We start from the raw sequence: 26,623 nt of genomic DNA on the forward strand, positions 1-26,623 counted from the left end.
TTATTTTTTTCGGAGGAATTTTTTTGGAGAAAAAACGTAAACTAAAACCGCGAGAAAATGTCGTATCTTTTATTCCGAATGGGGATTTTTATTATAATAAAGCATTACAAGCGTTAGATCGAGAGCAGTTTGATAAGGCGCATAAATACTTACAAAGAGCAGTAGAACTTAGCCCTGAAGATTCACTTATACTTATGCAATATGGTGTTATTAAAATGGAGCTTGAACAGCATGATCATGCTTTAGAGCTGTTAAGAAAAGCGCATTCAATTGACCCTGATGAACCAGAAATAGTATTGTTTTTAGCTGAAGTCTCTGCTCATCTTGGCATGTCAGATGAAGCAGGAAAATACGCAAAGCTTTATCTAGAGTTAGATCAACAAGGTGTTTATGCGGAAGAAGCGCTTGAAATTATTGATTTTTCTGAGCAAATGAAAGAGCAACCAACATCCGATGAACCGCAAGATTCAGAAGCTGTGTATTTACAAGAAAAAGCTCGCCGTATGATGGAAGAAGGAAATTTTAAAGAAGCCATTGAGCAATTTGAAGAAATTATTCAAGATAATCCAGATTTTTGGGCAGCCTATAATAATCTATCTCTTGCTTATTTTTATCTAGGAGAAGCTGAACAAGCAAGAGCGTTGTTGCATCAAGTGTTAAAAGGGAATTTTGGTAATTTACATGCCCTTTGTAATTTAACGGTCATGGCTTACTATGAAAAAAACAAAGAAGAGTTGGACGAGCTACTTGAGTTATTAGTGAAAATCCAACCATATTCATTTGACCATCGTTATAAATTAGGAGCTACATTAGCTCTCGTTGGCCGTTATGAAGAAGCTTATAAATGGTTACGTAGTTTGCAAAAACGTGGGTTTGAAGGCGATCCTGGATTTTACTTTTGGCTATCCCATGCAGCTTATTTCTCAGGTAGAAAAGTTGTTGGGAAAAGTGCTTGGAAAAAATTACTGGAAATCGATCCCGATAAGGAAGGCTTTGAGCCATGGGCACACGAGAGTCGTGTGACAAATCCAAATGCTATCGAGCAAAATCGCGAATTTATCGTTGAAAAGCTTGAAAGTAAATACCGTAGTGATCGATTATTTGGTTTGTACTTATTAGGTAAAACAATTCACAAACAGGAAATTATTGCACATCCAAGTTGGATAGATGTCGATGAATATTCTTCGATGGAAAAGCTATTTTTAGCATATGCACTTGAGCATGAATTTGATGCGCAGGATAAAAGTATTTTACCGTTTTTAAGGGCAATGGAAGCTTCAGATATTTTATACATGCAATCGATGCCTATTTCAATGCCTACCACATTTCTATTTCAAATGTGGTTCGTATTGTGTGAAAGAGCATTAGATGAAAATTATCAATTCAAGAATCCAAAGGCTCTTGTAGCAGCAGCAGATTATATGTATAAATCCTCACGTATGAAAAGTATTACTAAAAAATCAATTGCTGAAGCATATGGGGTTACAACAACTACTTTAACGAAATATGTGAACGATTTAATACATTTTTTACCCGGATTCGACGCTTAAATGTTGAAATGGTAAGCAGAAATATTGAACGTACACCAGTTATCCTCTACCATGGATATTGAATATAATGAAATGTTTTATACAGATCTAGGAGGAACAGATATGTCAGAAGAGAAAATTTATGATGTAGTTATTATCGGTGCAGGTCCGGCAGGGATGACAGCTGCCGTTTATACTTCACGTGCCAATCTATCAACATTAATGTTAGAACGCGGTATTCCAGGTGGACAAATGGCTAATACAGAAGAGGTTGAAAACTATCCAGGTTTCGATTCTATTTTAGGACCTGAATTATCTACTAAAATGTTTGACCACGCGAAAAAATTTGGTGCTGAATATGCTTATGGCGATGTTACTGAAATTATCGATGGCGAAGAATATAAAACAATTAAAGCAGGTTCAAAAGAATTTAAAACGCGTGCAATCATCATTACTACAGGTGCAGAATACAAAAAAATGGGCGTACCTGGTGAAAAAGAACTTGGTGGCCGTGGTGTAAGTTATTGTGCAGTATGTGATGGGGCATTCTTCAAAAATAAAAACTTAGTTGTTGTTGGCGGAGGAGACTCTGCTGTTGAAGAAGGTATTTACTTAACTCGCTTTGCTGAAAAAGTAACAATTGTTCACCGTCGTGATAAATTACGTGCCCAAAAAATCATTCAAGATCGTGCATTTGCTAACGATAAAATTGATTTTATTTGGAACAACACTGTTAAACAAGTGAATGAAGAAAATGGCAAAGTAGGAAGTGTAACGCTCGTTTCTACTGAGGATGGTACTGAGCAAGAATTTACTGCTGATGGTGTATTCGTTTATATTGGCATGTTACCATTAACAAAACCATTTGAGGGTCTAGGAATCTTAAATGAAGCTGGATATATCCCAACAAATGAAGAGATGGAAACAGCGATTCCTGGTATCTTCGCTGCTGGTGACGTACGTGAAAAAACATTACGTCAAATCGTAACTGCAACTGGTGATGGTAGTATCGCAGCTCAAGCAGTTCAACATTATGTTGAAATGTTAAAAGAAAAAATTAGTAATTAATTGCTGATTTTAACGTCTTCTTAACATAGCTGTAACTCATTTGCAATATAATAAGGGTATAGTTGTAAGTGCAATAACCCCCTATTAAGATAGATATATTGGTAAGGCTGTTTCGCGGTAATTTGCCGTTAGAAGCAGCCTCTTTTTTATATGGAGGTTACATAGTTTTTGATAATGGACTAGATTGGTGAAAACATATGAAATTACTGTCCTTGCGAACATATTTTTGTACGCTAATGGTGTAACAATGTATAATAATGAATATAAGTTTACAATGATTTGGAGTGTCGTGCGTGCAAAGAATAGCAAATTTGATTGTTAGAAAAGATAACAAAGTTCTTTTACTGAAAAAACCACGACGAGGCTGGTATGTTGCGCCGGGTGGTAAAATTGAGAGTGGGGAGTCTGTTTTTACAGCTGCTAACCGAGAATTCCGGGAAGAAACGGGGACAATCCCTTTAAACCAGCACTTAAAAGGGATATATACAATGGTGATAAAAAATGATCAAGATATTGTAAATGAGTGGATGCTCTTTACATTTGTTGCAGATGGCTTAGAAGGTACTCCGTATGAAGATACAATTGAGGGTGTCCTGGAATGGCATCCAATTGAAAGCTTGCACCATTTACCAATGGCTGAAGGAGATCGTACTAATTTATTGTTTGCCGTAAACGAAAAAGGCATGCAATACGGTACATTTACTTATACAGAAGATTTTGAACTATTAAATGAAGCAATTCAAATTTCAACTGAAGGAGATGGCATCAATGCCTAGCACTCAACCGGTTAACGAATTGATCATTATTACGGGGATGTCTGGAGCAGGGAAAACGGTGGTAATCCAAAGTTTTGAAGACTTAGGTTTTTACTGCATCGATAATTTACCACCTGCATTACTACCAACTTTCTTAACTCTAATGAAAGAGTCGAAAAAAGAATTTTCTCGTATCGCAGCTGTGATGGATTTACGAGGTGGTGATTTCTTTTCATCACTAATTGATGCATTAGAACAAATCGAGAAACAAGATTTAGTTGCAACAAAAATTTTGTTCTTAGATGCAGATAATGAAACATTAGTGAGACGTTATAAAGAAACACGCCGTTCACACCCACTTGCTCCTGCTGGTGGATTGCCATTAGAAGGGATCCATCATGAAAGAGAATTACTTGCTGAAGTGAAACAAAAAGCACAATTTATATATAATACATCAAGTATGAAACCTCGAGAGTTACGAGAACGAATTATTGCGCAATTTTCAGGTGTAAATTCTCGAAGATTTACAGTCAATGTTATGTCATTCGGCTTTAAGCATGGTCTTCCAATTGACGCAGACTTAGTATTTGATGTGCGTTTTTTACCGAATCCTTATTATGTGGAGAGTTTACGCCCTAAAACAGGATTAGAGAAGGACGTATCATCATATGTTCTAAAATATGATGAAGCACAGACATTAATAAAAAAACTAACGGATTTATTTGAATTTATGGTGCCTCTTTATAAAAAAGAGGGTAAAACACAACTCGTTATTGCATTTGGTTGTACGGGGGGCCAGCATCGCTCTGTTACATTAGCCGAATATTTTGGTGATTATTTGAATAAAGATGTGCCAACGGTTATTACACATCGCGATATTGCGAAAAGAAAGGGCTAATTCTATGGGGAAACGAAATACTCGTATCGTCATTCTCGGTGGAGGAACTGGATTATCAACTCTTTTACGAGGATTGAAAAAGTTCCCGATTGATATAACTGCCATTGTGACGGTAGCGGATGATGGGGGAAGCTCGGGTAGATTAAGGGATGACTACGAAATACCGCCACCAGGCGATGTGCGAAATGTCATCGCTGCACTATCTGAAGTCGAACCTCTGGTAGAAGAAATGTTCCAATATCGATTTTTAGCATCTGAAGATTTAAGGGGTCATTCACTAGGCAACTTGATGTTAACCGCATTAACTGAAATTACTGGCGATTTTTCGCATGCTATTCGAGAAATGAGTCGTGTCTTAAATGTGCACGGTAAAGTATTACCAGCAGCAAATCAAAGAATTACCCTTTTTGCTGAGCTAATTGATGGTACAATTGTTAAAGGCGAATCTAAAATTCCAACATTCAATACAGGTATTAAAAGGATTTTTTTATCGCCTGAGGATGTGAAACCGCTACCGGAATCTGTAAGCGCAATCAAAAAAGCGGATATTATTATTATAGGACCTGGAAGTTTATATACAAGTATTTTACCGAATCTGTTAGTGGATGATATTCAAGAGGCCATTATTAGTGCTAAAGGAAAGAAAGTGTATATATGTAATCTCATGACGCAAGCAGGAGAAACACAAAACTTTGCAGCATCAGACCATGTCAAAGCATTAAACGATCATTTAGGGCAACCTTTTATCGAAACGATATTAATTAATAAAGAAGAGGTACCAGCATCTGTAAGAGCGGCTTATAAAGAAGAGGAAGCAGAGCCAGTTTTTTTTGATGTTGGAGCATTAGAAAAAATGGGTATCCAAGTAGTGAAAAAAGAAATTGCTACAACTCATGATGGCGTTGTACGACATGAAGCCTCAAAGGTTGCTGAATGGTTAGTAGAGTATGCTCATTCTTTTAACAGTGACATAAAAATGATATAAAATCCGTTGTTTTATATAAATCATGATAGAGAGGGGGGTTATTATGTCATTTGCTTCAGAAACAAAAAAAGAATTAACGCAAGTTGAAGCAGGCGATACAAGCTTAAAAGCAGAATTATCTGCCCTCATCAGAATGAATGGCTCTCTGTCATTTGCAAACCGTCAACTTAGTCTTGATATTCAAACTGAAAATGCAGCAATCGCAAGAAGAATTTATACAGTAATGAAGAGGTTCTATAGTTATAGAGTGGAGCTTCTTGTGCGAAAGAAAATGCGTTTAAAGAAGAATAATGTTTATATCTGCCGTGTGAGAGAAGGGGCAAAAGAAATTTTGGAGGATTTAGAAATTGTCTCTGGAAACTTTTTGTTCAATCATACAATTGCAGAAGATTTAGTCGATACAACTAGTAGTAAGCGTTCATATTTAAGAGGCGCATTTTTAGCTGGTGGCTCTGTCAATAATCCGGAAACTTCCGCGTATCATTTAGAAGTGTATTCGTTATATAAAGAGCATGGTGAGGCACTGGCCGATTTAATGAATAAATTCGATTTAAATGCAAAAACAATCGAAAGAAAAAAAGGATTTGTCACATACTTAAAAGAAGCTGAGAAAATTTCAGACTTTTTAAGTTTAGTAGGTGCACATCAAGCCATGATGAAATTTGAAGATGTGCGAATTGTACGTGATATGAGAAATAGTGTGAATCGACTTGTGAACTGTGAGACGGCTAATTTAAACAAAACGATTGGAGCAGCTGTTCGCCAAGTAGAAAATATCCGATATATCGATCATAGTATTGGGATTGATCAACTACCTGAGAAGCTTAGAGAGATTGCTCGATTACGTGTGGAATATCAAGAAGTGACATTAAAAGAACTTGGTGAAATGGTATCAGCAGGTACTGTTAGTAAATCAGGTGTCAATCATCGCCTACGTAAAATTGATGATATTGCTGAATCATTGCGTAGAGGCGATGCGGTTAAACTTTAATGGAATGATGACACACGATAATGAATATATAAGTAATTATAGGAGGAGTAAAACGAATGGCAGAACAACAAGTAGAAGTAAAACTTAAATCAGGACTACAAGCAAGACAGGCTGCTTTGTTCGTACAAGAAGCAAATCGCTACTCTGCGGATGTATTTTTGACGAAAGAAAATAAAAAAGTAAATGCTAAAAGTATTATGGGTATTATGAGTTTGGCTGTTGCAAAAGGATCTAACGTTATTTTAACTGCAGATGGTGCCGATGAAGCACTTGCATTAAAAGGTCTAGTAAAACTAATTCAATCTGAGGATTAAATGAATACAATATAAAAACCGCTATTCTCATCTTACGAGAATAGCGGTTTTTTAGGTGTTTATTTAATTTCGTTACGTTCAAAAATTTGATCGATTAAACCATATTCTTTCGCACGCTCAGCTGTCATGAAGTTATCACGATCTGTGTCTTTTGCTATAACTTCGATTGGTTGACCTGTACGTTCAGATAAAATACTGTTTAGTTTTTCACGAAGGAATAAAATGCGTTTTGCAGCAATTTCAATTTCAGTCGCTTGACCTTGCGCACCACCTAGTGGTTGGTGAATCATAACTTCAGCATTTGGTAATGCAAAGCGTTTCCCTTTTTCACCAGCAGCAAGTAAGAATGCACCCATAGATGCAGCCATACCGATACAAATTGTTTGTACATTTGGTTTGATGAATTGCATAGTATCGTAGATTGCCATACCAGCTGTAATGCTACCACCAGGGCTGTTAATGTATATAGAGATATCTTTCTCTGGATCTTCAGCTTCTAGGAATAAAAGTTGAGCAACAATAGCGTTTGCAACGTTGTCATCGATAGCGCTACCTAACATAATAATACGGTCTTTCAATAAGCGTGAGTAAATGTCATAAGCACGTTCACCGCGGTTTGTCTGTTCAATAACTGTAGGGATTAAGTTCATAAGAATATCCTCCTCAAAAGGTAAATTCAATTTTCCTGTATAAAAGCAATTTGCTTCTATTGTATCTTAATCATACACATTATGGTCAAGGAAGGTCAAATGATTCGAATCCAATATTTATATGGTTGAATTGTTTTGGTTTCCTTTGTATAATAGAAAAGTCGCAATTGATGAATGGCCCTCGTAGTGTAATGGATAACACATAAGATTCCGGTTCTTAGGCTGGGGGTTCGATTCCCTCCGAGGGCGTATATAACTGCACTTTAAACATCTATGTCGTTATTTAAATAGCGACATAGATGTTTTTGTATGATGGGCTCCAATAATGATAATATGCCCAAATCAATAGAATAATAAACTGTCATATAGAAATTAAAAGTCGCTTTAATATTGAAAAGCGACTTTTTGTGTCCAACTAATTACTATTTAATATGTCTAGGTTGTTATTTTGTTTTATAAATAGCCATATAAGATTTGCAATTTCTTGGGCTTCTGCAGCATGTTTAGTACCTTTAAAGCTAGTGTTAAAGGGTAATACAATTGCTTCAATTATATAGTAGGGGATGGTTTCTTCTTGTAATGATTTTATAAGGCAGGCTGTATATTCTTTACCAGCTTGTAAGTCATCTTCAATAAGACCTTCTGAAAATCCAGTTAGCTGTTCTGTTAAATACTCTTTTGTTACATATTTATGTTTGAAATTCTCATGTAAGTACTTTGCTAGATCACAGCCTAAGAAATGTTCACCTCTCTCAATTTGAGCTGGTAAAACGGCATCTAGCTGTTGAATTACGTATTTCACAATCTGTACTGGGTCTAGAGCATCTTCACGTGTAATTTTCCAAATATGCAACATATGTTGCATCATACCGAAAGTTAGGATGGCAGCATCGTAACAGTGTGGCTTTGATTCTTCTCCGTAAATATCGACAATTCGTTTTGCGAGCCAATTTAACTCGTTTAGATGAAATCGCATTACTACTTCTTTAAGTTCTGGGTCACCCGAATGGAAAATCGATTCAAAGATAGGGATTAAATTTTGATCACGGTTTATTTGCATCAATACAGCGATTTGCTTAGCTAGTATGTCTTTATCTTTTGGATCCTGTCCTATAAGCATCTCATGCTTGCGAACATCGGCTTCCTCACGACCTTTAGCTATTATTGCGATTAAACATTCGTTTTTTGAAGCAAAATAATTATAAAAAGTGCCTTTAGAAATATGCGATTCATCTAGAATATCTTGGATGGAAGTATTTTGAAAACCTTTTTCGACGAACAGCTTTTGAGAGGCAACGATAACTTGACGTTTACGATTGTTCATAACTTCACCTATATTTCCAATTAGTGTACTATCATTCTAACTTGGAAACGCTTTAATATCAATGTTTATGAAATACCAAAATTTTTTAGTTGAAAAAGTTGTACCGTGAGTATAAAATGAATCAAGTAAACTTCTATATACGAAATATAATGAAAGTAGAGAGGATATAAAATGAATAGTAACGCATTACAGAAAAAGCCACCTTACGCAATGATAGTAATCTTGTTTATAGGTGCTTTTGTTTCTTTTCTTAACAACACATTATTAAATGTGGCATTACCAACGATAATGAAGGAGTTTGATGTAGCGGCTTCTCAAGTTCAATGGCTATCAACGGGTTATATGCTTGTCGGAGGTATATTAGTTCCAGCAAGTGCCTTCTTTATCACTCGATTTAAAAACCGTCATTTATTTATTACATCAATGACTTTATTTTCTATAGGTACAGCATTAGCTATATTGGCTCCAGAGTTCTGGGTGCTTATTGCAGCTCGTATGATCCAAGCAGCAGGTGCAGCAGTATTAGGACCGTTATTAATGAATGTTATGTTAACAAGTTTCCCAATTGAAAAACGTGGATCTGTTATGGGTATCTTCGGTCTAGTAATGATTTCTGCTCCAGCTATCGGTCCAACATTATCAGGCTGGATTATAGAGCACTATGATTGGCGTATGTTATTTGAAATCATCTTGCCTTTCGCAATTCTTGTATTATTACTAGCAATCTTTAAACTAGGCAATGTAATGGAAACAAGAAAAGTAAGTCTAGATGTCTTTTCATTAATCTTGTCTACAATTGGATTTGGTTCTTTACTTTATGGCTTCAGTTCAGCAGGAGATAAAGGTTGGGATAGTCCAATCGTTTACGGTACAATTATTGTCGGTGTTTTAGGTATTGCTGCATTTGTTATTAGACAACTGTTCTTGGAACAACCTTTGCTAGATGTTAGAATCTACAAACATCCGATGTTTGCGCTATCTTCAGCGATTTCAATCGCCGTTTCTATGGCAATGTTCTCAGGTATGATTATTACACCAATTTATGTTCAAACAGTTCGTGGTATTTCGCCTTTTGATGCCGGATTATTAATGCTACCAGGTGCGCTTGTGATGGGGATTATGTCACCAATTACAGGTAAGTTATTTGATAAATTTGGACCTAAAGCATTGGCTCTTACTGGGTTAACAATTACTACGATTGCAACATTTGAGTTAACAAAATTAACTGCTGATACGAGTTATGGTTACTTAATGTTTGCATATACAATTCGTATGTTTGGTATGTCTATGGTTTCGATGCCGATTATGACAAATGGTTTAAACCAATTACCAATGAAGTTGAATCCACATGGTACTGCCATGAATAATACGCTACAACAAGTTTCTGGTGCGATTGGTTCAGCTGTATTAATCACAATTATGACAAAGCATACAGCAACTCGTGCACAAGAGATAGGTTTAGAAATGAAAGAAAAAATGGCTTCAGCTGTGCAATCTGGTAATGTACCAAGTGCAACAGAAATTGCTCAAATGAAAGCTCAAGTTGGTCAACAAGCGTTGATTGATGGCATTAACTTCTCATTCTTTGTAGCTATGGGTATTACGATAGTTGCTCTTATCTTAGCGCTATTCGTTAAACGTGTTCCGGTTAATGGAAATTCAATGAAACCAACTGAAAACACTCAAACTCAAGAGCAAAAAGAAGAAGTTACAGCGTAACAAAAGAAAACGCTCAGTCATGACGTAAAGTCATAACTGGGCGTTTTTGTTATTGTAGACGGGAATTTGGAGCGGGGGCAAAAGCATTTAATAACTCTTGCATATCTTTTCCGTCTAATTGTGGGACTTGGTAATACTTATGTTTGTTTTGATACAGGGATAATTCGTAAGCCATTTCGATACAGTTCGGTACTGAATCGGCTAGCACACGTCTTGTGACGGGGTTAGTTGTTTCGAGGGCAGTTGTTACCTTACATGAAGCGAGTTGTTTATGACCACCTAGTAAGTAACCTGAAATCATTTCGTCATTCAGCTCAGAAGCATTGGACATTGGTTTTTTTGGTTGGGATGGTTCTAGGCCGTAGATGAAATCATGGTTAAGTTTCATCTTATAGCTACCTGTCGGATGTGATGGGTCACGTCCTGTTCTAAATGACTCAACTGTAATATTGTACTCATCTAAGCTGAAACTGTACTGGCGGTCTAAAATATCCAGTAATACGGGGTCTTGTACGTGTGGACGCAAAAGTACAGCGTGATTAAGCATAGCAACTGTTTCAGATAATGTTTCGTGCATATCTAAAACTTCATGGCCACCATGGTTCATCATCGCAGATTGTGGTTTATACATATTACCGGATTCAGTTTGTCCAAATTGGTTATTAGTCAATTGTTTGGCCTCCTTAATGAAATAGCGTTTTACCGCAATTGTAGTATGTATTTAATGCAAAACATTATACGATGAAAATGAAACTTCCAAATGTTTGAAGCATATAATGAGTCATATGTTTTTCCATAAGGAAGTGATGGGAGAATAATTAAAAAATGAGGAGGCCATTCATCTGAAAAAGTTGGTCACACCCTTAATAATAATAGCCGTAATAATTGGTGTTATTGCGATGCTGATTGTGCCACGCTATAACAAGTTAGTGACTGCAGATGAACAAGTGGATTCGAAGTATGCTCAAATTGAAAATCAATTACAAAGACGTTTAGATTTAATACCTAATTTAGTGAATACAGTTAAAGGATATGCAAATCATGAAAAGGAGATTATGACGGACATCGCTGAATCTAGATCGAAATTGGCTGGGGCGAATACACCACAAGATCAAGCTATCGCAAATGATGAGTTAACAGGTGCATTAAATCGATTATTGGTTGTTGTAGAAAAGTATCCTGATTTAAAAGCAGACACGAATTTCCGCCAACTGATGGATGAACTCTCTGGAACTGAAAATCGTATTGCTGTCGCTCGTGAAGATTATAATGAAGAAGTAAATAGTTATAATAAATTAAGAAGAGCATTTCCAGGGAATCTTATTGCTGGAATGTTCAATTTTGAGAAAAAAGAATATTTTAAAGCTAATCCTAATGCCAATGATGCTCCCGCAGTAGATTTTGGCGGAAATGATTCAAAATGAAAATAATCAATCTTGTACTAGGTGTATTATTTACTGGGGTGTTATTTTTTATAACTTCTGCAACGACACAAGCCGCAACCTTACCCAAGCCTGAGCAAGATGGTTATGTGCAGGATTTCGCAAATGTTGTATCAAAAGACACAAAAGAAGAATTGAATGAGCTATCCAAAAATTTAGAGATTGCAACCGGTGCACAAATTTATATTTTAACAGTAGATACTTTAGGTGGTTTGGATGCCGCTTCTTACGGTACAAAAATTGTGCGTGCATGGGGAATTGGGAGCAAAGAAAAGAATAATGGTGTACTTATTTTAGCAAGCTTTGGTGAGGCAGAAGGCGACCGGGATTTACATATTACTGTTGGTCAAGGTCTGGAAGGCGCATTACCTGATGCTAAAATTGGAAGGATTTTAGATGAATATATGGTACCGAATTTAAAGGCTGGAAATTATGACGCCGCCTTTAGTTCTGCATATAAGTTAATATATAATATCGTTGCAGAGGAATATAACTGGAATGGGCAAGTAGCTAATCCTGTAAAACCTGAAGAAGAAGGGGTATCACCACTAGCGATTATCATCATCGTTATTCTTTTTTTAATCGTATATAGTATATTTTCAAAAGGCGGAGGTGGATCTGGTGGTTCACGAGGTCGCCGAAGAGGTTTATATGATTATGGTGGTGGCTGGGGGAGTTTTAATTCTGGTGGCAGTGGTAAATCTAGTGGCGGAAGTTTCGGTGGATTCAACGGCGGTGGAGGATCATCAGCTGGTGGAGGAGCAGGTCGTAAATGGTAGATGAGGTGGTTTCGCAAAATTGCGGAACCATTTTTTTTATATGTGTTTCCGATTGGCATGCTCATCGCATAAACTTTATAATTGATGTGGGGGTGTGAAAAATGTCATTTCGCATTGAGCAATCGCAAACACAAATTCAAAAACTAGCGCTAACGCAGGAAATGCGGCAATCATTAGATTTATTGCAATATTCCTCTGAAGAACTGCATGCTTTTCTACAAGAAAAACAAGTGGAAAATCCCTTTTTAAAAATAAAAGTAAAAACATCAAAGAATCAACCAACTAAAGATTGGGTAGAATGGACTGCATCAGAACAATCGGATTCAATTCAAAGCTCTATTATGGATCAGTTATTAAACCAATCCTTATCTCCTGAATGTAAAAAGGCTATCAATTGGTTAATTAATGATTTTGATGACTTTGGCTTCTTAACAAGTACGGATGAAGAATATTCTAAATGGGTAGGTCTGAATATTTCAACTATAAAACAAGCTAGACAATACATATTACAATGTGAACCAACCGGCATTGGCGCTAGCTCGATGTCACAATGTTTGTTATTACAAGCAGAAAAAAGGCAAATGGATGAAGTTGTTTGCAATATTTTATCTAGTTACTACACGTTATTTATTGAGAAAAGGTGGCAGGAGTTAGGGCGTATTTCAAACTATTCTTTAAAACAAATTCAACAAGCAGCTGATGCAATTGGTACGTTGAATCCATCACCTATTGATTATTTAAGAACACCTAAAACAGAATATATAATTTCGGAAGCAGACGTTTTTTTTGAAAATGGTAAATTGTTAATTCGATACGCAAAGGAAGCATTCCCTTCTGTCGAGTTAGATGAAGAGTATGTTAAGCAAATCCACGGAGATCAAGAATCTCTTGCTTATATTAATGGAATGAAGGAACAGGTACGTATTATAGATAAGCAATTATTGCAAAGAAAAGAAACTCTGCGCCAAGTCATTCAAGAAATCGTTAAAAAGCAATCTGCATTTTTTTCAAAAGGTTACGATGCCATTGTTCCTTATACAATGACAGAATTAGCTACAAAGTTAGCGTTACATGAGTCGACGATAAGCAGGACAATTAAAGAAAAATATATTCATACTGCATTGGGTACATTACCATTACGTAGATTCTTTTCACAGCGGTCAACGATGGTCAAGGACGAAGATATTTCTGTAGATCGTGTCAAAACACAGTTACAACAATTAATACAAGCTGAAGATAAAACAAAGCCATTATCTGATCAAGCAATAAAAGGTTTGCTCGAGCAGCAAGGTTTGGTATTATCAAGGCGTGTCATAGCGAAGTATCGGGAGCAATTAGGTATACTTGCTTCGGCGAAACGAAAAAGGTTTGAGTAATGAGGTGAGTAGATGAACATTAAATATTATAGTCGTCCGGGTTGCGGGCTTTGTGAAGAAGGGATAGAACTATTAAAGTTAGTACAAGAAGATGTCTCATTTACAATAGAAGAAATTAATATTGAAACAGATGATTCATTGCATGAGCAATTCATGTTAATGATTCCGGTTGTTGAAAAGAACGGAGAAATCGTTCAATATGGAGCACTTGATTATGTAACTTTATTAGAGGGATTAGCTATTGAAGAGGGGTAGTTATCCTCTTTTTTTAGTTAAAAAAAGTTGATTTTTAATTCACTTTTTAGTTGCGAATTTTGAAAGGCAATTGTATACTATGTGCAGGAAAGAAATTTTTTTACCCCATGTGGGACAAAATTTTAACCAGTGGGATAGAAATTAACCCGCAGCTGATGGAGGACGTAAAAATATGTATACATTATCGGAGGCACAATTAAAATTACTACCCGAAATGTCAGACATCCTTCAAATCAGATATCGACTTCTTCAAACGATTCAGATGATGGGTCCGATTGGCCGTAGAGCATTAGCTGAGCAGCTATCAGTTACTGAGCGTGAAGTGCGTAAGGAAACTGATTTGTTAAATGAGCAAGGATTGATATATACAAGCCGTTTAGGTATGAGTATTTCGGATAGTGGGCAACATGTACTCAGTAAACTAAAATCTCTCGTACATGAATGGTCAGGAATATCATCATTAGAAACTATACTCACAAGACAATTCAAAATTCAAAAAGTAATCATTGTACCGGGCAATAATGATATTGAGCCTTCTGTCAAAACATTAATGGGTACGGAAGCTGCGAATGAGCTAGAACGTCTAGCGAATGGTAAAAAAACTGTAGCTGTCACTGGTGGAAGTACTGTTAGTGCAATTGCTGAAAGTTTAACTCCATCGAATAAATTTTCACAATTACAGTTTATAGCAGCTAGAGGCGGTATTGGTGAAGAAATGCAGTTACAAGCAAACACCATTGCATCCGTATTTGCTAGTAAAACAGGTGGTACTTATCGTACGTTGTATTTACCGGAATATTTAAGTGAAAATGCTTATTCTACAATGATGCAAGAACCTATTGTGAGAGAAATGATGGGTCTATATGAACAGACTGATATTGTCATACATGGTATCGGTTCTGCAGAGGAAATGGCTGTTCGCAGAAATTCATCACCTGAAGATTTACACGCGCTACAAAGTTTTGGAGCAGTCGGTGAAGCTTTTGGTTATTATTTTGATGAAACGGGTAAAGCAGTACATAGAATTCGTACTGTTGGTATCCAGTTGGAACAAGTTCATAAATGCCCGTCTATTTTAGCTGTAGCGGGAGGAACTTCAAAGGCTAAAGCAATTCTTTCGTATATTAAAAACCCTGCTGCGCAAACTATTCTTATTACTGATTTAGGAGCAGCGGAAGAATTGATTAAATTACTTAAGTAATTACAAAAATGGAGGAATAGAACATGACTTTAAAATTAGCGATTAACGGATTTGGACGTATTGGACGATTAGTATTTCGAAATGCAGTACAGCATGAGAATATTGAGGTAGTAGCAGTAAACGATTTAACAGACGCAGCAATGTTAGCTCATTTGTTAAAATATGATTCCGTACACGGTGTTTTAGATGCAGAAGTATCTTCTGAAGGTGAATACCTAATTGTTAATGGTAAGAGAGTACGTGTTTATGCTGAAAAAGATCCAGCAGTTTTACCTTGGAAAGAACTTGGAGTCGATATTGTAATCGAGTCTACAGGACATTTTGTTAAAACAGAATTAGCAGGCAAACATCTTGAAGCAGGTGCTAAAAAAGTTATCGTTTCTGCACCGGGTAAAGGTAATATGCCAACATTTGTTATGGGTGTAAATCATAAAGAATACAATGCTTCAGAGCATAATGTAGTTTCAAATGCATCTTGTACTACAAACTGCTTAGCACCATTAGCAAAAGTAATAGATGAGAAATTTGGTATTAAACGTGGAATGATGACTACAATCCACTCATATACAAATGACCAACGCATCTTAGACTTACCACATTCTGATTATCGTCGTGCACGTGCAGCTGGTGAATCAATGATTCCAACAACAACAGGTGCTGCAGTGGCAGTTGCAAAAGTTTTACCGAATTTAAAAGGCAAACTAGACGGTATGGCAGTACGCGTACCAACTCCTAATGTATCTTTAGTAGACTTAGTAGCTGAATTAGACAAATCGGTATCAGTAGAAGAAATCAATGCTGCACTAAAAGAAGCTTCAGAAAACGAACTAAAAGGTATTTTAAATTTCACAGATTTACCACTTGTTTCAATTGATTATAATGGTAATAAAGCATCATCAACAATTGATAGCTTATCAACAATGGTCCTTGAAGATAACCTAGTAAAAGTACTATCTTGGTACGACAATGAGTCAGGATATTCTGCTCGTTGTATCGACTTAGCGCTTTACATGTACGATCAAGGTTTGTAATAGAAAAACCGTAGCCTTTATGAACCCGAGAGTTTATAATGTATTAGGGTAAAAGGAGAAGGGGTTACTCTTCTCCTTCTTTTATTCCTAAAAAGAGTAAGCGTTTGCTTACTAGTAATATTGGAATGAATTTTTCAAATGGCCTGTTGTATTATCAAAAAATTATAAATAAGATGCTTGTTTCACATAGTTGGAAAAGCAATTTAAACAATTGGAGGAGGCTCTCTTCATGTATCAGAAGAAGACGATGAATGATGTAGAAGTAAACGGAAAACGTGTATTTGTGCGCGTAGATTTTAATGTGCCTATGGAAGATGGTAAAATCACCGACGACACTCGTATTAGAGCAGCACTTCCTACAATTTCTAACCTAGTTGAAAAAGGTGCTAAAGTAATTTTAGCTAGTCATCTTGGACGTCCAAAAGGTGAAGTGAAAGAAGAGTTACGTTTAACTGCAGTTGGAAATCATCTAGCTGAATTGCTAGGAAAACCTGTTACAAAATTAGATGAATCAATTGGTGAAACGGTAGAAAAAGCGGTAGCAGACATGAAAAATGGAGACATTGTATTACTTGAAAACGTTCGTTTCCATGCTGGAGAAGAAAAAAATGATGCTGACCTTGCAGCAAACTTTGCTAAATTAGCAGATATTTATGTTAACGATGCATTTGGAGCAGCTCACCGTGCACATGCTACGACTGCGGGTATCGCTGAATACATCCCAGCTGTTTCGGGCTTATTAATGGAGAAAGAGCTTGATGTATTAGGTAAAGCTTTATCTACTCCAGAACGTCCATTTACAGCAATTATTGGCGGAGCGAAAGTAAAAGACAAGATTGGTGTAATTGAAAATCTTTTAGAGAAAGTAGATCACTTAATCATTGGTGGCGGTCTGTCATACACATTCTCTAAAGCACAAGGTTATAATATCGGACAATCTTTATTAGAAGAAGATAAAATTGAGTTAGCGAAATCTTTCATCGAAAAAGCGCAAGCTAAAGGTGTGAAATTGCATATGCCTGTTGATGTTATTGTGGCAGATACTTTTTCTAAAGATGCTAATACTAAAGTTGTTGATATCGATCAAATTCCTTCTGATTGGATGGGGCTTGATATTGGACCTAAAACAACTGCAGAGTATGCAGATGTTATTAAAAACTCAAAATTAGTCATTTGGAATGGACCAATGGGTGTATTTGAAATGGATGCTTTTGCTAACGGAACAAAAGGTGTTGCACAGGCAATGGCAGAAACTGATGCCTACACTATCATTGGCGGAGGCGATTCAGCCGCTGCAGTCGAAAAATTCCATGTAGCAGATAAGATGGACCACATCTCAACAGGTGGCGGTGCATCACTAGAATTTATGGAAGGCAAAGCTTTACCAGGCGTTGTCGCATTAAACGATAAATAATGGAGGGTATTCACATGCGTAAACCAATTATTGCAGGTAACTGGAAAATGTTTAAACACTTAAGCGATGCTGTAGAATTTGTAGAGGCAGTAAAATCATCAATTCCAAACAAAGAAAAAGTGGACTCAATTATTTGCGCTCCAGCCTTATTCTTGCCAACACTTGTCGAACAAGCTAAAGGCTCTAATTTAGCGATTGGTGCTCAAACAATGCACTTTGAAAAAGAAGGTGCCTTTACAGGTGAAGTAAGTCCTTCTCAACTATCAGACATTGCTGTTTCTTATGTGGTTTTAGGCCACTCTGAGCGCCGTGAGTATTATAACGAAACGGATGCAGCAGTTAACAAAAAAACTCAGGCAGCATTTGAATATAACTTAACTCCAATTGTATGTGTTGGTGAAACACTAGAAGAGCGTGAAGCTGGAAACACAGTTGCAAAAGTAGCTGGTCAAGTACGTGCAGCTCTTGAAGGTTTATCAACAGAGCAAGTAAAACAAACTGTTATTGCATACGAGCCAATTTGGGCAATCGGTACAGGTGAAACGGCAACTGCAGAAGATGCAAATGAAGTTTGTGGAGCGGTTCGTGCCACTGTTCAAGAAATTGCTGGTCCAGATGCTGCAGCAGCAATTCGCATTCAATATGGTGGAAGTGTGAAACCTGAAAATATTGTTGAATTGCTATCAATGGAGCACATTGACGGGGCTCTTGTAGGTGGAGCAAGCCTACAATCAGATTCTTATTTGAGACTTTTGGAGGCGGGCGCAAATGCCTAAAAAACCTGTAGCACTTATTATTTTAGACGGTTTAGGTTTACGTAGTGAAGTGTTCGGAAATGCCGTAGCACAAGCGAAAAAGCCAACATTTGATCGTTTATGGAATACGTATCCTCATTCAACACTTCTCGCTTCAGGTGAAGCAGTTGGCCTACCAGATGGACAAATGGGTAACTCAGAGGTAGGTCACTTGAATATTGGTGCCGGACGTATTGTGTATCAAAGTTTAACGAGAATTCAAAAGTCTATTAAAGATGGTGACTTCTTCGAAAACGATGCATTAGTGCAAGCAGTAAAATATGCAAAAGAGAATAATACAAAATTACATTTAATGGGCTTACTTTCTGATGGCGGTGTACATAGTCATTATGAGCACTTATTTGCACTACTAAAGCTAGCTAAGAATCATGGTTTAGATGAAGTTTACATTCATGGTTTCTTAGATGGTCGTGACGTAGCACCAACATCAGCAGTTTCTTATATTGAAGAAACTGAACGTCAAATAGCTGAGATCGGTGTAGGGAAAATCGCATCAATTAGTGGTCGTTACTATGCAATGGATCGAGACAATCGTTGGGATCGTATAGAAAAAGTGTATCAAGTACTCGTCGATGCTAAAGGTGAAGAAGCAAGTTCTGCAAAATCAGGTGTGCAAAATTCATATGCAAAAGAAATTACAGATGAATTTGTTGTACCTTTTGTCGTGAAAGAAAACGGCAAACCTGTTGCAACGATTGAATCAAATGATTCTGTCATTTTCTTCAACTTCCGTCCTGACCGAGCAATTGAACTTTCAAAAGCATTTACGAATCCTTCATTTAATGGTTTTGAATTAAGCGAAAAACATCCTAAAGATATCTTATATGTCACGTTCAAGCATTATAGCGATGAGGTAAATGCTAAAGTTGCGTTTGAAAATGATAACTTGGTCAATACTATTGGCGAAGTCATAGCAAATGAAGGTTTAACTCAACTGCGTATTGCTGAAACTGAGAAATATCCTCATGTCACATTCTTTATGAGTGGCGGGCGTGAAGAGAAATTCGCTGGTGAAGAGCGCATTTTGATTAACTCACCTAAAGTAGCAACATACGATTTACAACCTGAAATGAGCGCTTATGAAGTGACAGATGCTTTGTTAGCAGCGATAGAATCTGATGCTTTTGATGGCATTATTCTCAACTTTGCTAATCCTGATATGGTTGGACATAGCGGTATGCTAGAACCAACGATTAAGGCAATTGAAGTTGTTGATGAGTGTTTGGGTAAAATTGTAGATGCTATCGTTGCAAAAGGCGGAGCAGCAATTGTAACTGCTGATCACGGGAATTCTGACGAGGTTACTACTTTGGAAGGTCAACCGATGACAGCTCATACAACGAACCCTGTTCCAGTAATCGTCACAAAAGAAAATATCGTTTTACGAGATGGTGGAATTTTAGCCGATTTGGCTCCAACCATGTTAAAATTACTTGGAGTGGAACAACCACTTGAAATGACAGGAAAACCATTATTTTAAAACTGAGGAGAGTTAAAACAATGCCAATTATTACAGACGTACAAGCTCGTGAAGTATTAGATTCACGCGGTAACCCAACAATAGAAGTAGAAGTATTCACAGAAAGCGGTGCATTTGGTCGTGCAATCGTACCATCTGGTGCATCTACAGGGGAATATGAAGCAGTAGAATTGCGCGATGGCGATAAAGGTCGCTACCTTGGAAAAGGTGTTTTAAAAGCAGTTGATAATGTAAATAACGTCATTGCACCTGAATTAATCGGTAACTATGCTGTACTTGATCAAGTATCAATTGATAACAGCATGATCGAATTAGATGGTACTGAAAACAAAGGTAAACTTGGAGCAAATGCTATTCTTGGAGTATCTTTAGCAGTTGCACATGCAGCAGCAGACTATTTAGGAGTTCCTCTCTATCAATATATCGGTGGAGTGAATGCAAAACAATTGCCAGTACCGATGATGAACATCTTAAATGGTGGCGAACACGCTGATAACAACGTAGATATTCAAGAATTTATGGTAATGCCTGTAGGCGCTGAATCTTTCCGCCACGCATTACGTATGGGTACTGAAATCTTCCACAACTTAAAAGCTGTATTAAAAGAATCTGGACATAATACTGCAGTAGGTGATGAAGGAGGCTTCGCGCCAAACCTTTCTTCTAATGAGGAGGCACTTGCTACAATTATGACAGCAATCGAACGTGCTGGTTACAAACCAGGCGAAGAAGTATTCTTAGCAATGGATGTTGCATCTTCTGAACTTTATAGTAAAGAAGACGGTAAATATCACTTAGATGGTGAAGGCGTTGTTAAAACTTCTGAAGAGATGGTTGCATGGTACGAGGAAATGACTAATAAATATCCAATCATCTCAATTGAAGACGGCTTAGATGAAAATGACTGGGCTGGTCATAAATTATTAACAGAACGTATTGGCGAGAAAGTACAACTTGTTGGTGATGACTTATTCGTAACAAATACGAAAAAATTATCACGTGGTATCGAAGAAGGCGTTGGTAACTCAATCCTAATTAAAGTTAACCAAATCGGTACTTTAACAGAAACTTTAGATGCTATTGAAATGGCTAAACAAGCAGGCTACACAGCTGTTATCTCTCACCGCTCAGGTGAATCTGAAGATGCAACTATTGCTGACATCGCAGTAGCTGTAAATGCTGGCCAAATCAAAACAGGTGCACCTTCACGTACTGACCGCGTTGCGAAATATAACCAATTACTTCGCATCGAAGATCAACTACACTCAACAGCAAGATATAATGGCTTAAAATCTTTCTACAACTTAAAAAAATAAGTTAGAAATTTACTTAAGCTCTAAATAACATAGAGCTATTTCACTGTCGCAATTAGCACAGTAGAAATAGCTCTATTTTTTCATTTGGTAGTCGTCAAAATTGTATGGAAATGTTAGAATATAACTTAAGCGCTAGTCTATATACAGGCTACATAGCATGATTGAATTAGAACAACGTTGTCATTACGTACAGTTTTTGGTAAGATAAGACTGTTGTGATGTTTCGAATCAGGAGGTGGAACATATGCATACTGTGATTATGACACTATTAATCATTGTTTCTCTTGCATTAGTTGTCTTAGTATTATTACAATCAAGTAAAAGTGCAGGTCTTTCGGGAGCCATCTCTGGTGGAGCTGAGCAACTTTTTGGTAAGCAAAAAGCTCGAGGCATGGACCTTATTTTGCACCGCATTACGGTAGTATTATCAATTTTATTTTTTGTACTAGCTTTAGCTATTGCGAAAATTTAATGAGCGATATTTGAACCGCCTGACCACCTTATGGTTAGGCGTTTTCTTTTATAAAAGCATATAATTAATAATAGAACACTTACATACATGAATTGTATTATTAATGGAGGTTTGCTTCATGGAAGTTTTAATGTCACAGCCTTTCTTTTTTAAAGCAGGTCCACGTGCGGTGTTACTGTTGCATGGATTTACTGGGAACTCTTCCGATGTGCGAATGTTAGGAAGATTTTTGGAGAAAAAGGGCTATACTACGTTTGCTCCTCATTATAAAGGCCACGGTGTACCACCAGAGGAACTAATCCATACAAGACCATCAGATTGGTGGGAAGACGTTCTACATGGATATAATACTTTAAAAGAAGCTGGTTATGAAGAAATTGCAGTTGCTGGTTTATCTTTAGGTGGTGTATTTTCACTGCGTTTAGGGTATACACTACCTATTAAGGGGATTGCGACAATGTGTGCACCAATGTCAATGCACACTACGGATTTAATGTTCGAAGGTGTGTTGAAATATGCACGTGACTTTAAAAAGTTTATTGGAAAAAAACCAGATGAAATCGAGCAAGAGATATCTGAACTGAAGCAACAAGGGATGCCTTCACTTTCAGAATTACGAGAACTTGTTTATCAGGTTCGTAATCAGATTGATCTAATCTATGCTCCAATATTCGTTGCCCAAGGATTATTAGATGACGTGATTGATAAAAATTCAGCACAAATCATTTATGATCAGGTGGAGTCCAATGATAAAGCTATAAAATGGTATAAAGAGTCTGGGCACGTTATTACTCTTGACAAAGAGAAAAAACAATTACATGAAGATATATATGCTTTTTTAGAAAAACTCGATTGGCAAGAGTAAAAATGGCATTCTTCGCAAACGCTATTAGAAGGAGGGAAGAAAGATGAACAATCAAGAATTATCATTACAAGAACGATTAGTAAGTTTCATGAAGGAAGAACAATATAAGCCGCTCACTGTTGCCGAATTGGAACAACAATTTGGTTTTAAAGATGCGGATGAATTTAAAGAACTAGTGAAAACACTAGTAAGAATGGAACAGCAAGGGCAGGTAGTACGTTCTAATACGAATCGTTATGGTACGCCAGATCGTATGAATTTGTTAAAAGGACGCTTCATCGGTCATGCAAAGGGTTTTGGCTTTGTTGCACCTGAAGAAGCAGGAATGGATGATGTGTTCATACCGCCAGATGCCCTTAATGGTGCATTAAATGGTGATACAGTATTAATCCGTGTATCGAAAACAACTTCTGGAGATCGACGAGAAGGTAAAATCATTCAGATCTTAGAAAGAGGAACAACGAAGGTTGTCGGCGTCTTTCAAGCAAATCGTGGTTTTGGCTTTGTCGTACCAGATGATAAGAAATTATCAATCGATTTCTTTATCGCAAAAGGGGATACACTTGGCGCGATGGATGGTCATAAAGTAGTCATTGAAATTACGGGATGGCCTGATGATAATCGCTCAGCAACAGGAATTGTAACGCAAATTTTAGGTCACAAAAATGACCCAGGTGTCGATATCTTATCGATTATTCATAAACATGGTATCGCTATCGACTTCCCAAAAGAAGCGATTGATGCTGCATCAGCTATTCCTGATGAAGTAACACAAGCAGATTTAGAAGGTCGTATTGATTTACGTGATCAAATGATTGTCACGATTGATGGCGAAACGGCAAAAGATTTAGATGATGCTGTTACGGTGACAAAAAATGATGATGGTACGTATAAGCTAGGCGTCCATATCGCTGACGTAAGCTACTATGTAACAGAAGGTTCAGATCTTGATGAAGAAGCGTATGATCGTGCTACTAGTGTGTATTTAACAGACCGCGTTATTCCGATGATTCCACATCGTCTATCAAACGGTATTTGTTCATTAAATCCACAAGTTGACCGACTAACGTTATCTTGTGAGATGACGATTAATGGTAGTGGTGAAGTAATAGGACACGAAATTTTCCAAAGTGTCATTAATACGACTGAACGTATGACTTATACAGACGTTTATAAGATTTTAGAAGAAGATGATGAAGAGTTAAAAGAACGTTATGCAGCTCTTGTTCCTATGTTTAAGGATATGGGCGAACTAGCACAAATTCTACGCAATAAGCGTATGGACCGCGGTGCTGTGGACTTTGACTTTAAAGAATCTCAAGTACTTGTAGATGAAAATGGATGGCCTACAGATGTTGTATTACGTGAACGTACAGTCGCAGAGCGTCTGATTGAAGAGTTTATGTTAGCAGCCAATGAGACAGTTGCAGAACATTTCAAATGGATGGATGTACCTTTCATTTATCGTATTCACGAAGATCCTAAGCCAGAAAAACTTCAACGATTCTTTGAATTTGTAACAAACTTTGGGTTAGTTATTAAAGGTACTGGTAACACAGTCCACCCACGTGCATTACAAGAGATTTTAGAATCAGTTGATGGATTACCTGAAGAACCTGTTATTTCGACTATGATGCTTCGTTCTATGCAACAAGCAAAATATAGTGCGGAATGTTTAGGACACTTTGGTTTATCTACAGAGTTTTACACACACTTTACATCTCCAATCCGTCGTTATCCGGACTTAATTGTGCACAGATTGATCCGTACGTACTTAATCAACGGTGACGTTTCATCTGCTACAATTGCACACTGGAATGCTATAATGGATGAAATTGCACAGCATACATCTGAGCGCGAACGTCGTGCAGTCGATGCAGAGCGTGATACAGATGCACTGAAAAAAGCACAATATATGGCTGATAAAATTGGTGATGAATTTGAAGGTATCATTAGTTCAATTACAAACTTTGGTATGTTCATCGAATTAGAAAACACGATTGAAGGTCTTGTTCATATTAGTAATATGACAGATGATTACTACCGTTTTGACGACCGTCAAATGGTGATGATTGGCGAACGTACCGGTCGTATTTTCCGTATTGGTGATGGTGTAGAAATTCGAGTTAAAGCTGTCAACGTTGAAGAATCAGCTGTTGATTTTGAAATCGTCGGTATGAAACGCGAATTCGGCCGTACTCGTAAAGAAGCACCACGTGTCATTCACGCGAAGAAAAAAGAGGGCACTAGAGGTGGCAGAGGAAAAGGCAGAAGCGAAAGCGGAAGCGGAACTCGAAAACCAAGTGGTGCAAAAGTGAATGGTAAAACTCGCAAGGAAGAGCGTAAAGCTTCCGGTAAAAGCGGTAGCCAAAAGAAAAAGTTCTACGAAGGTATTGCTAAAAAGAAAAAAGGTAGCAATGGTAAAAAGAAAAATAAAGAGAAGCGCTAGTCGCTTCTCCTCTATTTAATGAGGTGAATGATAATGGCTAAAGGGTCAGGAAAAGTTCTGGCACAAAATAAAAAGGCAGGACATGATTTCTTTATAGAGGAAACGATCGAAGCAGGAATGGTATTACAAGGAACAGAGATTAAGTCGATTCGTAACGGTAGAGTGCAATTGAGAGACTCATACGTCCGCGTCAGTGGTAATGAAGCTTGGATTTCAAACATGCACGTTAGTCCATATGAACAAGGAAATCGTTTTAATCATGATCCATTACGTTCACGTAAATTATTGCTTCATAAAAGACAAATTGCTGAGCTAATTGGTAGAGTTAAACGTGACGGTTATACTATCGTACCGCTGAAAATGTACATAAAAGACGGTTATGCGAAATTATTAATCGGTGTCGGTAAAGGTAAGAAAAACTACGATAAACGTGATGACCTACGTAAAAAAGAAGCAAAACGTGATATGGAACGTTCATTCAAGGCAAAAAACCAAGTCTAATTGAGATGCTCAAACTTGAAGTTTAAGCAATCTTGCCTTATAATTTATAAAGTAAACAAGCCAGTATAAATACTTTTTATAAAAGTATTTCCGAACGACCTTAAGACATTTATTGTCATAAGGTTCCCTAAGGCATTTAACTACAAGTAGTAGAAATACCTTGTAGAGATTTAGCCGCTATTAAGGGGACGTTACGGATTCGACAGGGATGGTCTGAGCTTGAGTTGCGCGTCGGAGGTCTCGGCTTCGTCATCAACGGAAGTTATATAATAACTGGCAAACAACAAAACAACTTAGCTTTCGCAGCGTAAGCTGATGAAACTGCCTGTCTATTCTATCGCCCATGTAGCATAGTTCAGGCTCACTTATAGTGGGATACGGTTACTAGTGCCACTTGAGCTAGTAACAAGAGTTTCCCAAGTTAGCGCTCACGATGCCTGCTTGCTGGCTAATGATGCGTGAATCCTAAATAGGCAAGATACACGCGTAGAAGCTTGAGTATTGGAGTTTCTGGACGCGGGTTCGACTCCCGCCGTCTCCATATTACGATTTCATTGAGTTTTAATGAACGTCAAAACCCTTGTATATCAAGGGTTTTTGTTTTGCCTTTTTTCAATCAGTTTCATTGAGTTTCATTTAACCATGGTCAATTCCATGGTCAAAAACATAGTCAATTTTTTTAGTCATGAAGTTTTCTAATTTAGAGATTGCCTCATCCTTGGCCTTCTCAGAAACGTGTGCATAGATATTTAAAGTTGTTTGTACATCACTATGACCTAATCTATCCTGTACTTCTTTAATACTTACACCAGCTTCAAATAATAATGAACAATGCGTATGTCTAAAACCATGCGTTATTATTTTCGGTAGTTTATATTTATTTAAAATATATTCTAACCATTTACGTGTTTTAGTCGGCTGTAAGAACTCATTTACTTCATTACTAAACACTAATTGTTGAGGCTGTAATGTATTAAAATTCATTTTCAGATAC

At 37.2% G+C, this 26,623-nt stretch carries 26 protein-coding genes, 1 tRNA gene and 1 other RNA gene; 24 read left to right on the forward strand and 4 right to left on the reverse strand.

Annotated features, from left to right (window positions below; all coding sequences use genetic code 11):
- Positions 1-23 precede the first annotated feature (23 nt).
- The 7 genes from ACQKM9_RS13750 (at position 24) to ACQKM9_RS13780 (ending at position 6,540) form a co-directional block, all read left to right on the forward strand.
- Positions 24-1,550 carry a tetratricopeptide repeat protein gene (locus tag ACQKM9_RS13750; RefSeq protein WP_427734900.1) on the forward strand — a complete coding sequence of 509 codons (1,527 nt, stop codon included), beginning with the start codon at positions 24-26 and terminating at the stop codon, positions 1,548-1,550.
- A gap of 102 nt (positions 1,551-1,652) precedes the next feature.
- Positions 1,653-2,597 (forward strand): thioredoxin-disulfide reductase, encoded by a 945-nt coding sequence (gene trxB / locus ACQKM9_RS13755; RefSeq protein WP_427734901.1) that lies wholly within the window; start codon positions 1,653-1,655, stop codon positions 2,595-2,597.
- A gap of 293 nt (positions 2,598-2,890) precedes the next feature.
- Complete coding sequence (locus ACQKM9_RS13760) at positions 2,891-3,373, forward strand: NUDIX hydrolase (protein WP_427734902.1); 483 nt, start codon at positions 2,891-2,893, stop codon at positions 3,371-3,373.
- Positions 3,366-4,250 carry an RNase adapter RapZ gene (rapZ, locus tag ACQKM9_RS13765; RefSeq protein ID WP_427734903.1) on the forward strand — a complete coding sequence of 295 codons (885 nt, stop codon included), beginning with the start codon at positions 3,366-3,368 and terminating at the stop codon, positions 4,248-4,250. Before ACQKM9_RS13760 ends, rapZ begins: the two co-directional genes overlap by 8 nt.
- A 4-nt stretch (positions 4,251-4,254) precedes the next feature.
- Positions 4,255-5,235, forward strand: coding sequence for a gluconeogenesis factor YvcK family protein (locus ACQKM9_RS13770; RefSeq protein ID WP_427734904.1), 981 nt, complete (start codon positions 4,255-4,257; stop codon positions 5,233-5,235).
- 43 nt (positions 5,236-5,278) lie between these two features.
- A complete protein-coding gene (gene whiA, locus ACQKM9_RS13775; protein ID WP_427734905.1) occupies positions 5,279-6,226 on the forward strand; it encodes a DNA-binding protein WhiA in 948 nt (315 codons plus the stop codon).
- Between the two features lie 56 nt (positions 6,227-6,282).
- Entirely contained in the window at positions 6,283-6,540 is a 258-nt protein-coding gene (locus ACQKM9_RS13780; RefSeq protein WP_427734906.1) for an HPr family phosphocarrier protein, read from the forward strand.
- Positions 6,541-6,599: 59 nt separating this feature from the next.
- On the opposite strand, the gene clpP is transcribed toward ACQKM9_RS13780, so the two are convergent.
- Entirely contained in the window at positions 6,600-7,190 is a 591-nt protein-coding gene (gene clpP / locus ACQKM9_RS13785) for an ATP-dependent Clp endopeptidase proteolytic subunit ClpP (protein WP_038188848.1), read from the reverse strand.
- Positions 7,191-7,367: 177 nt separating this feature from the next.
- Here clpP and ACQKM9_RS13790 point away from each other — a divergent pair.
- Positions 7,368-7,439, forward strand: a tRNA-Arg gene (locus ACQKM9_RS13790).
- Between the two features lie 166 nt (positions 7,440-7,605).
- On the opposite strand, the gene ACQKM9_RS13795 is transcribed toward ACQKM9_RS13790, so the two are convergent.
- Positions 7,606-8,514, reverse strand: coding sequence for a TetR/AcrR family transcriptional regulator (locus ACQKM9_RS13795; RefSeq protein ID WP_427734907.1), 909 nt, complete (start codon positions 8,512-8,514; stop codon positions 7,606-7,608).
- Between the two features lie 171 nt (positions 8,515-8,685).
- Here ACQKM9_RS13795 and ACQKM9_RS13800 point away from each other — a divergent pair, with 171 nt between their 5' ends.
- Positions 8,686-10,233, forward strand: a complete 1,548-nt coding sequence (locus tag ACQKM9_RS13800) for a DHA2 family efflux MFS transporter permease subunit (RefSeq protein ID WP_427734908.1) — start codon at positions 8,686-8,688, stop codon at positions 10,231-10,233.
- A gap of 49 nt (positions 10,234-10,282) precedes the next feature.
- On the opposite strand, the gene ACQKM9_RS13805 is transcribed toward ACQKM9_RS13800, so the two are convergent.
- Positions 10,283-10,903 carry a spore coat protein gene (locus tag ACQKM9_RS13805; protein ID WP_427734909.1) on the reverse strand — a complete coding sequence of 207 codons (621 nt, stop codon included), beginning with the start codon at positions 10,901-10,903 and terminating at the stop codon, positions 10,283-10,285.
- Between the two features lie 172 nt (positions 10,904-11,075).
- Here ACQKM9_RS13805 and ACQKM9_RS13810 point away from each other — a divergent pair, with 172 nt between their 5' ends.
- From ACQKM9_RS13810 to ssrA, 15 genes are all read left to right on the forward strand, one after another.
- A complete protein-coding gene (locus ACQKM9_RS13810; RefSeq protein ID WP_427734941.1) occupies positions 11,076-11,657 on the forward strand; it encodes a LemA family protein in 582 nt (193 codons plus the stop codon).
- Entirely contained in the window at positions 11,654-12,454 is an 801-nt protein-coding gene (locus ACQKM9_RS13815) for a TPM domain-containing protein (RefSeq protein ID WP_427734910.1), read from the forward strand. The genes ACQKM9_RS13810 and ACQKM9_RS13815 overlap by 4 nt, the downstream gene beginning before the upstream one ends.
- Before the next feature lie 101 nt (positions 12,455-12,555).
- The gene (gene rpoN, locus ACQKM9_RS13820; protein WP_427734911.1) at positions 12,556-13,830 is read left to right on the forward strand and encodes an RNA polymerase factor sigma-54; all 1,275 of its coding nucleotides are present in this window, start codon (positions 12,556-12,558) and stop codon (positions 13,828-13,830) included.
- 12 nt (positions 13,831-13,842) lie between these two features.
- Entirely contained in the window at positions 13,843-14,085 is a 243-nt protein-coding gene (locus tag ACQKM9_RS13825; RefSeq protein WP_427734912.1) for a glutaredoxin family protein, read from the forward strand.
- 172 nt (positions 14,086-14,257) lie between these two features.
- A complete protein-coding gene (locus ACQKM9_RS13830; RefSeq protein ID WP_427734914.1) occupies positions 14,258-15,286 on the forward strand; it encodes a sugar-binding transcriptional regulator in 1,029 nt (342 codons plus the stop codon).
- Positions 15,287-15,309: 23 nt separating this feature from the next.
- Positions 15,310-16,317 carry a type I glyceraldehyde-3-phosphate dehydrogenase gene (gene gap / locus ACQKM9_RS13835; RefSeq protein WP_427734915.1) on the forward strand — a complete coding sequence of 336 codons (1,008 nt, stop codon included), beginning with the start codon at positions 15,310-15,312 and terminating at the stop codon, positions 16,315-16,317.
- A gap of 229 nt (positions 16,318-16,546) precedes the next feature.
- The gene (locus tag ACQKM9_RS13840) at positions 16,547-17,731 is read left to right on the forward strand and encodes a phosphoglycerate kinase (RefSeq protein ID WP_427734916.1); all 1,185 of its coding nucleotides are present in this window, start codon (positions 16,547-16,549) and stop codon (positions 17,729-17,731) included.
- Between the two features lie 14 nt (positions 17,732-17,745).
- The gene (tpiA, locus tag ACQKM9_RS13845; protein WP_427734917.1) at positions 17,746-18,507 is read left to right on the forward strand and encodes a triose-phosphate isomerase; all 762 of its coding nucleotides are present in this window, start codon (positions 17,746-17,748) and stop codon (positions 18,505-18,507) included.
- Complete coding sequence (gene gpmI / locus ACQKM9_RS13850; protein ID WP_427734918.1) at positions 18,500-20,026, forward strand: 2,3-bisphosphoglycerate-independent phosphoglycerate mutase; 1,527 nt, start codon at positions 18,500-18,502, stop codon at positions 20,024-20,026. The genes tpiA and gpmI overlap by 8 nt, the downstream gene beginning before the upstream one ends.
- A gap of 20 nt (positions 20,027-20,046) precedes the next feature.
- Positions 20,047-21,342, forward strand: coding sequence for a phosphopyruvate hydratase (gene eno, locus ACQKM9_RS13855; protein ID WP_038188806.1), 1,296 nt, complete (start codon positions 20,047-20,049; stop codon positions 21,340-21,342).
- 244 nt (positions 21,343-21,586) lie between these two features.
- Positions 21,587-21,814, forward strand: coding sequence for a preprotein translocase subunit SecG (gene secG, locus ACQKM9_RS13860; RefSeq protein WP_038188803.1), 228 nt, complete (start codon positions 21,587-21,589; stop codon positions 21,812-21,814).
- Between the two features lie 118 nt (positions 21,815-21,932).
- Positions 21,933-22,679 carry an alpha/beta hydrolase gene (locus ACQKM9_RS13865; protein WP_427734919.1) on the forward strand — a complete coding sequence of 249 codons (747 nt, stop codon included), beginning with the start codon at positions 21,933-21,935 and terminating at the stop codon, positions 22,677-22,679.
- A 43-nt stretch (positions 22,680-22,722) separates the two neighbouring features.
- Positions 22,723-25,128: a ribonuclease R gene (rnr, locus tag ACQKM9_RS13870; protein ID WP_427734920.1), complete on the forward strand. Its 2,406-nt coding sequence runs from the start codon at positions 22,723-22,725 to the stop codon at positions 25,126-25,128.
- A 33-nt stretch (positions 25,129-25,161) separates the two neighbouring features.
- Complete coding sequence (smpB, locus tag ACQKM9_RS13875) at positions 25,162-25,629, forward strand: SsrA-binding protein SmpB (RefSeq protein ID WP_427734921.1); 468 nt, start codon at positions 25,162-25,164, stop codon at positions 25,627-25,629.
- A 184-nt stretch (positions 25,630-25,813) separates the two neighbouring features.
- Positions 25,814-26,173: a transfer-messenger RNA gene (gene ssrA, locus ACQKM9_RS13880) on the forward strand.
- Between the two features lie 92 nt (positions 26,174-26,265).
- On the opposite strand, the gene ACQKM9_RS13885 is transcribed toward ssrA, so the two are convergent.
- Entirely contained in the window at positions 26,266-26,613 is a 348-nt protein-coding gene (locus ACQKM9_RS13885) for a site-specific integrase (protein WP_427734922.1), read from the reverse strand.
- Between the last annotated feature and the right edge of the window lie 10 nt (positions 26,614-26,623).

The sequence above is a fragment of the Viridibacillus sp. NPDC093762 genome, assembly GCF_050279675.1.
Classification (GTDB): Bacteria; Bacillota; Bacilli; order Bacillales_A; family Planococcaceae; genus Viridibacillus.

Excerpts from the sequence above, each read along its gene's own strand:
- trxB (WP_427734901.1), top strand. The coding sequence starts at position 1,653 with ATGTCAGAAGAGAAAATTTATGATGTAGTTATTATCGGTGCAGGTCCG.
- rapZ (WP_427734903.1), top strand. The coding sequence starts at position 3,366 with ATGCCTAGCACTCAACCGGTTAACGAATTGATCATTATTACGGGGATG.
- ACQKM9_RS13770 (WP_427734904.1), top strand. The coding sequence starts at position 4,255 with ATGGGGAAACGAAATACTCGTATCGTCATTCTCGGTGGAGGAACTGGA.
- whiA (WP_427734905.1), top strand. The coding sequence starts at position 5,279 with ATGTCATTTGCTTCAGAAACAAAAAAAGAATTAACGCAAGTTGAAGCA.
- ACQKM9_RS13780 (WP_427734906.1), top strand. The coding sequence starts at position 6,283 with ATGGCAGAACAACAAGTAGAAGTAAAACTTAAATCAGGACTACAAGCA.
- clpP (WP_038188848.1), bottom strand. The coding sequence starts at position 7,190 with ATGAACTTAATCCCTACAGTTATTGAACAGACAAACCGCGGTGAACGT.
- ACQKM9_RS13795 (WP_427734907.1), bottom strand. The coding sequence starts at position 8,514 with ATGAACAATCGTAAACGTCAAGTTATCGTTGCCTCTCAAAAGCTGTTC.
- ACQKM9_RS13800 (WP_427734908.1), top strand. The coding sequence starts at position 8,686 with ATGAATAGTAACGCATTACAGAAAAAGCCACCTTACGCAATGATAGTA.
- ACQKM9_RS13815 (WP_427734910.1), top strand. The coding sequence starts at position 11,654 with ATGAAAATAATCAATCTTGTACTAGGTGTATTATTTACTGGGGTGTTA.
- rpoN (WP_427734911.1), top strand. The coding sequence starts at position 12,556 with ATGTCATTTCGCATTGAGCAATCGCAAACACAAATTCAAAAACTAGCG.
- ACQKM9_RS13825 (WP_427734912.1), top strand. The coding sequence starts at position 13,843 with ATGAACATTAAATATTATAGTCGTCCGGGTTGCGGGCTTTGTGAAGAA.
- ACQKM9_RS13830 (WP_427734914.1), top strand. The coding sequence starts at position 14,258 with ATGTATACATTATCGGAGGCACAATTAAAATTACTACCCGAAATGTCA.
- gap (WP_427734915.1), top strand. The coding sequence starts at position 15,310 with ATGACTTTAAAATTAGCGATTAACGGATTTGGACGTATTGGACGATTA.
- ACQKM9_RS13840 (WP_427734916.1), top strand. The coding sequence starts at position 16,547 with ATGTATCAGAAGAAGACGATGAATGATGTAGAAGTAAACGGAAAACGT.
- tpiA (WP_427734917.1), top strand. The coding sequence starts at position 17,746 with ATGCGTAAACCAATTATTGCAGGTAACTGGAAAATGTTTAAACACTTA.
- gpmI (WP_427734918.1), top strand. The coding sequence starts at position 18,500 with ATGCCTAAAAAACCTGTAGCACTTATTATTTTAGACGGTTTAGGTTTA.
- eno (WP_038188806.1), top strand. The coding sequence starts at position 20,047 with ATGCCAATTATTACAGACGTACAAGCTCGTGAAGTATTAGATTCACGC.
- secG (WP_038188803.1), top strand. The coding sequence starts at position 21,587 with ATGCATACTGTGATTATGACACTATTAATCATTGTTTCTCTTGCATTA.
- ACQKM9_RS13865 (WP_427734919.1), top strand. The coding sequence starts at position 21,933 with ATGGAAGTTTTAATGTCACAGCCTTTCTTTTTTAAAGCAGGTCCACGT.
- rnr (WP_427734920.1), top strand. The coding sequence starts at position 22,723 with ATGAACAATCAAGAATTATCATTACAAGAACGATTAGTAAGTTTCATG.
- smpB (WP_427734921.1), top strand. The coding sequence starts at position 25,162 with ATGGCTAAAGGGTCAGGAAAAGTTCTGGCACAAAATAAAAAGGCAGGA.
- ACQKM9_RS13885 (WP_427734922.1), bottom strand. The coding sequence starts at position 26,613 with ATGAATTTTAATACATTACAGCCTCAACAATTAGTGTTTAGTAATGAA.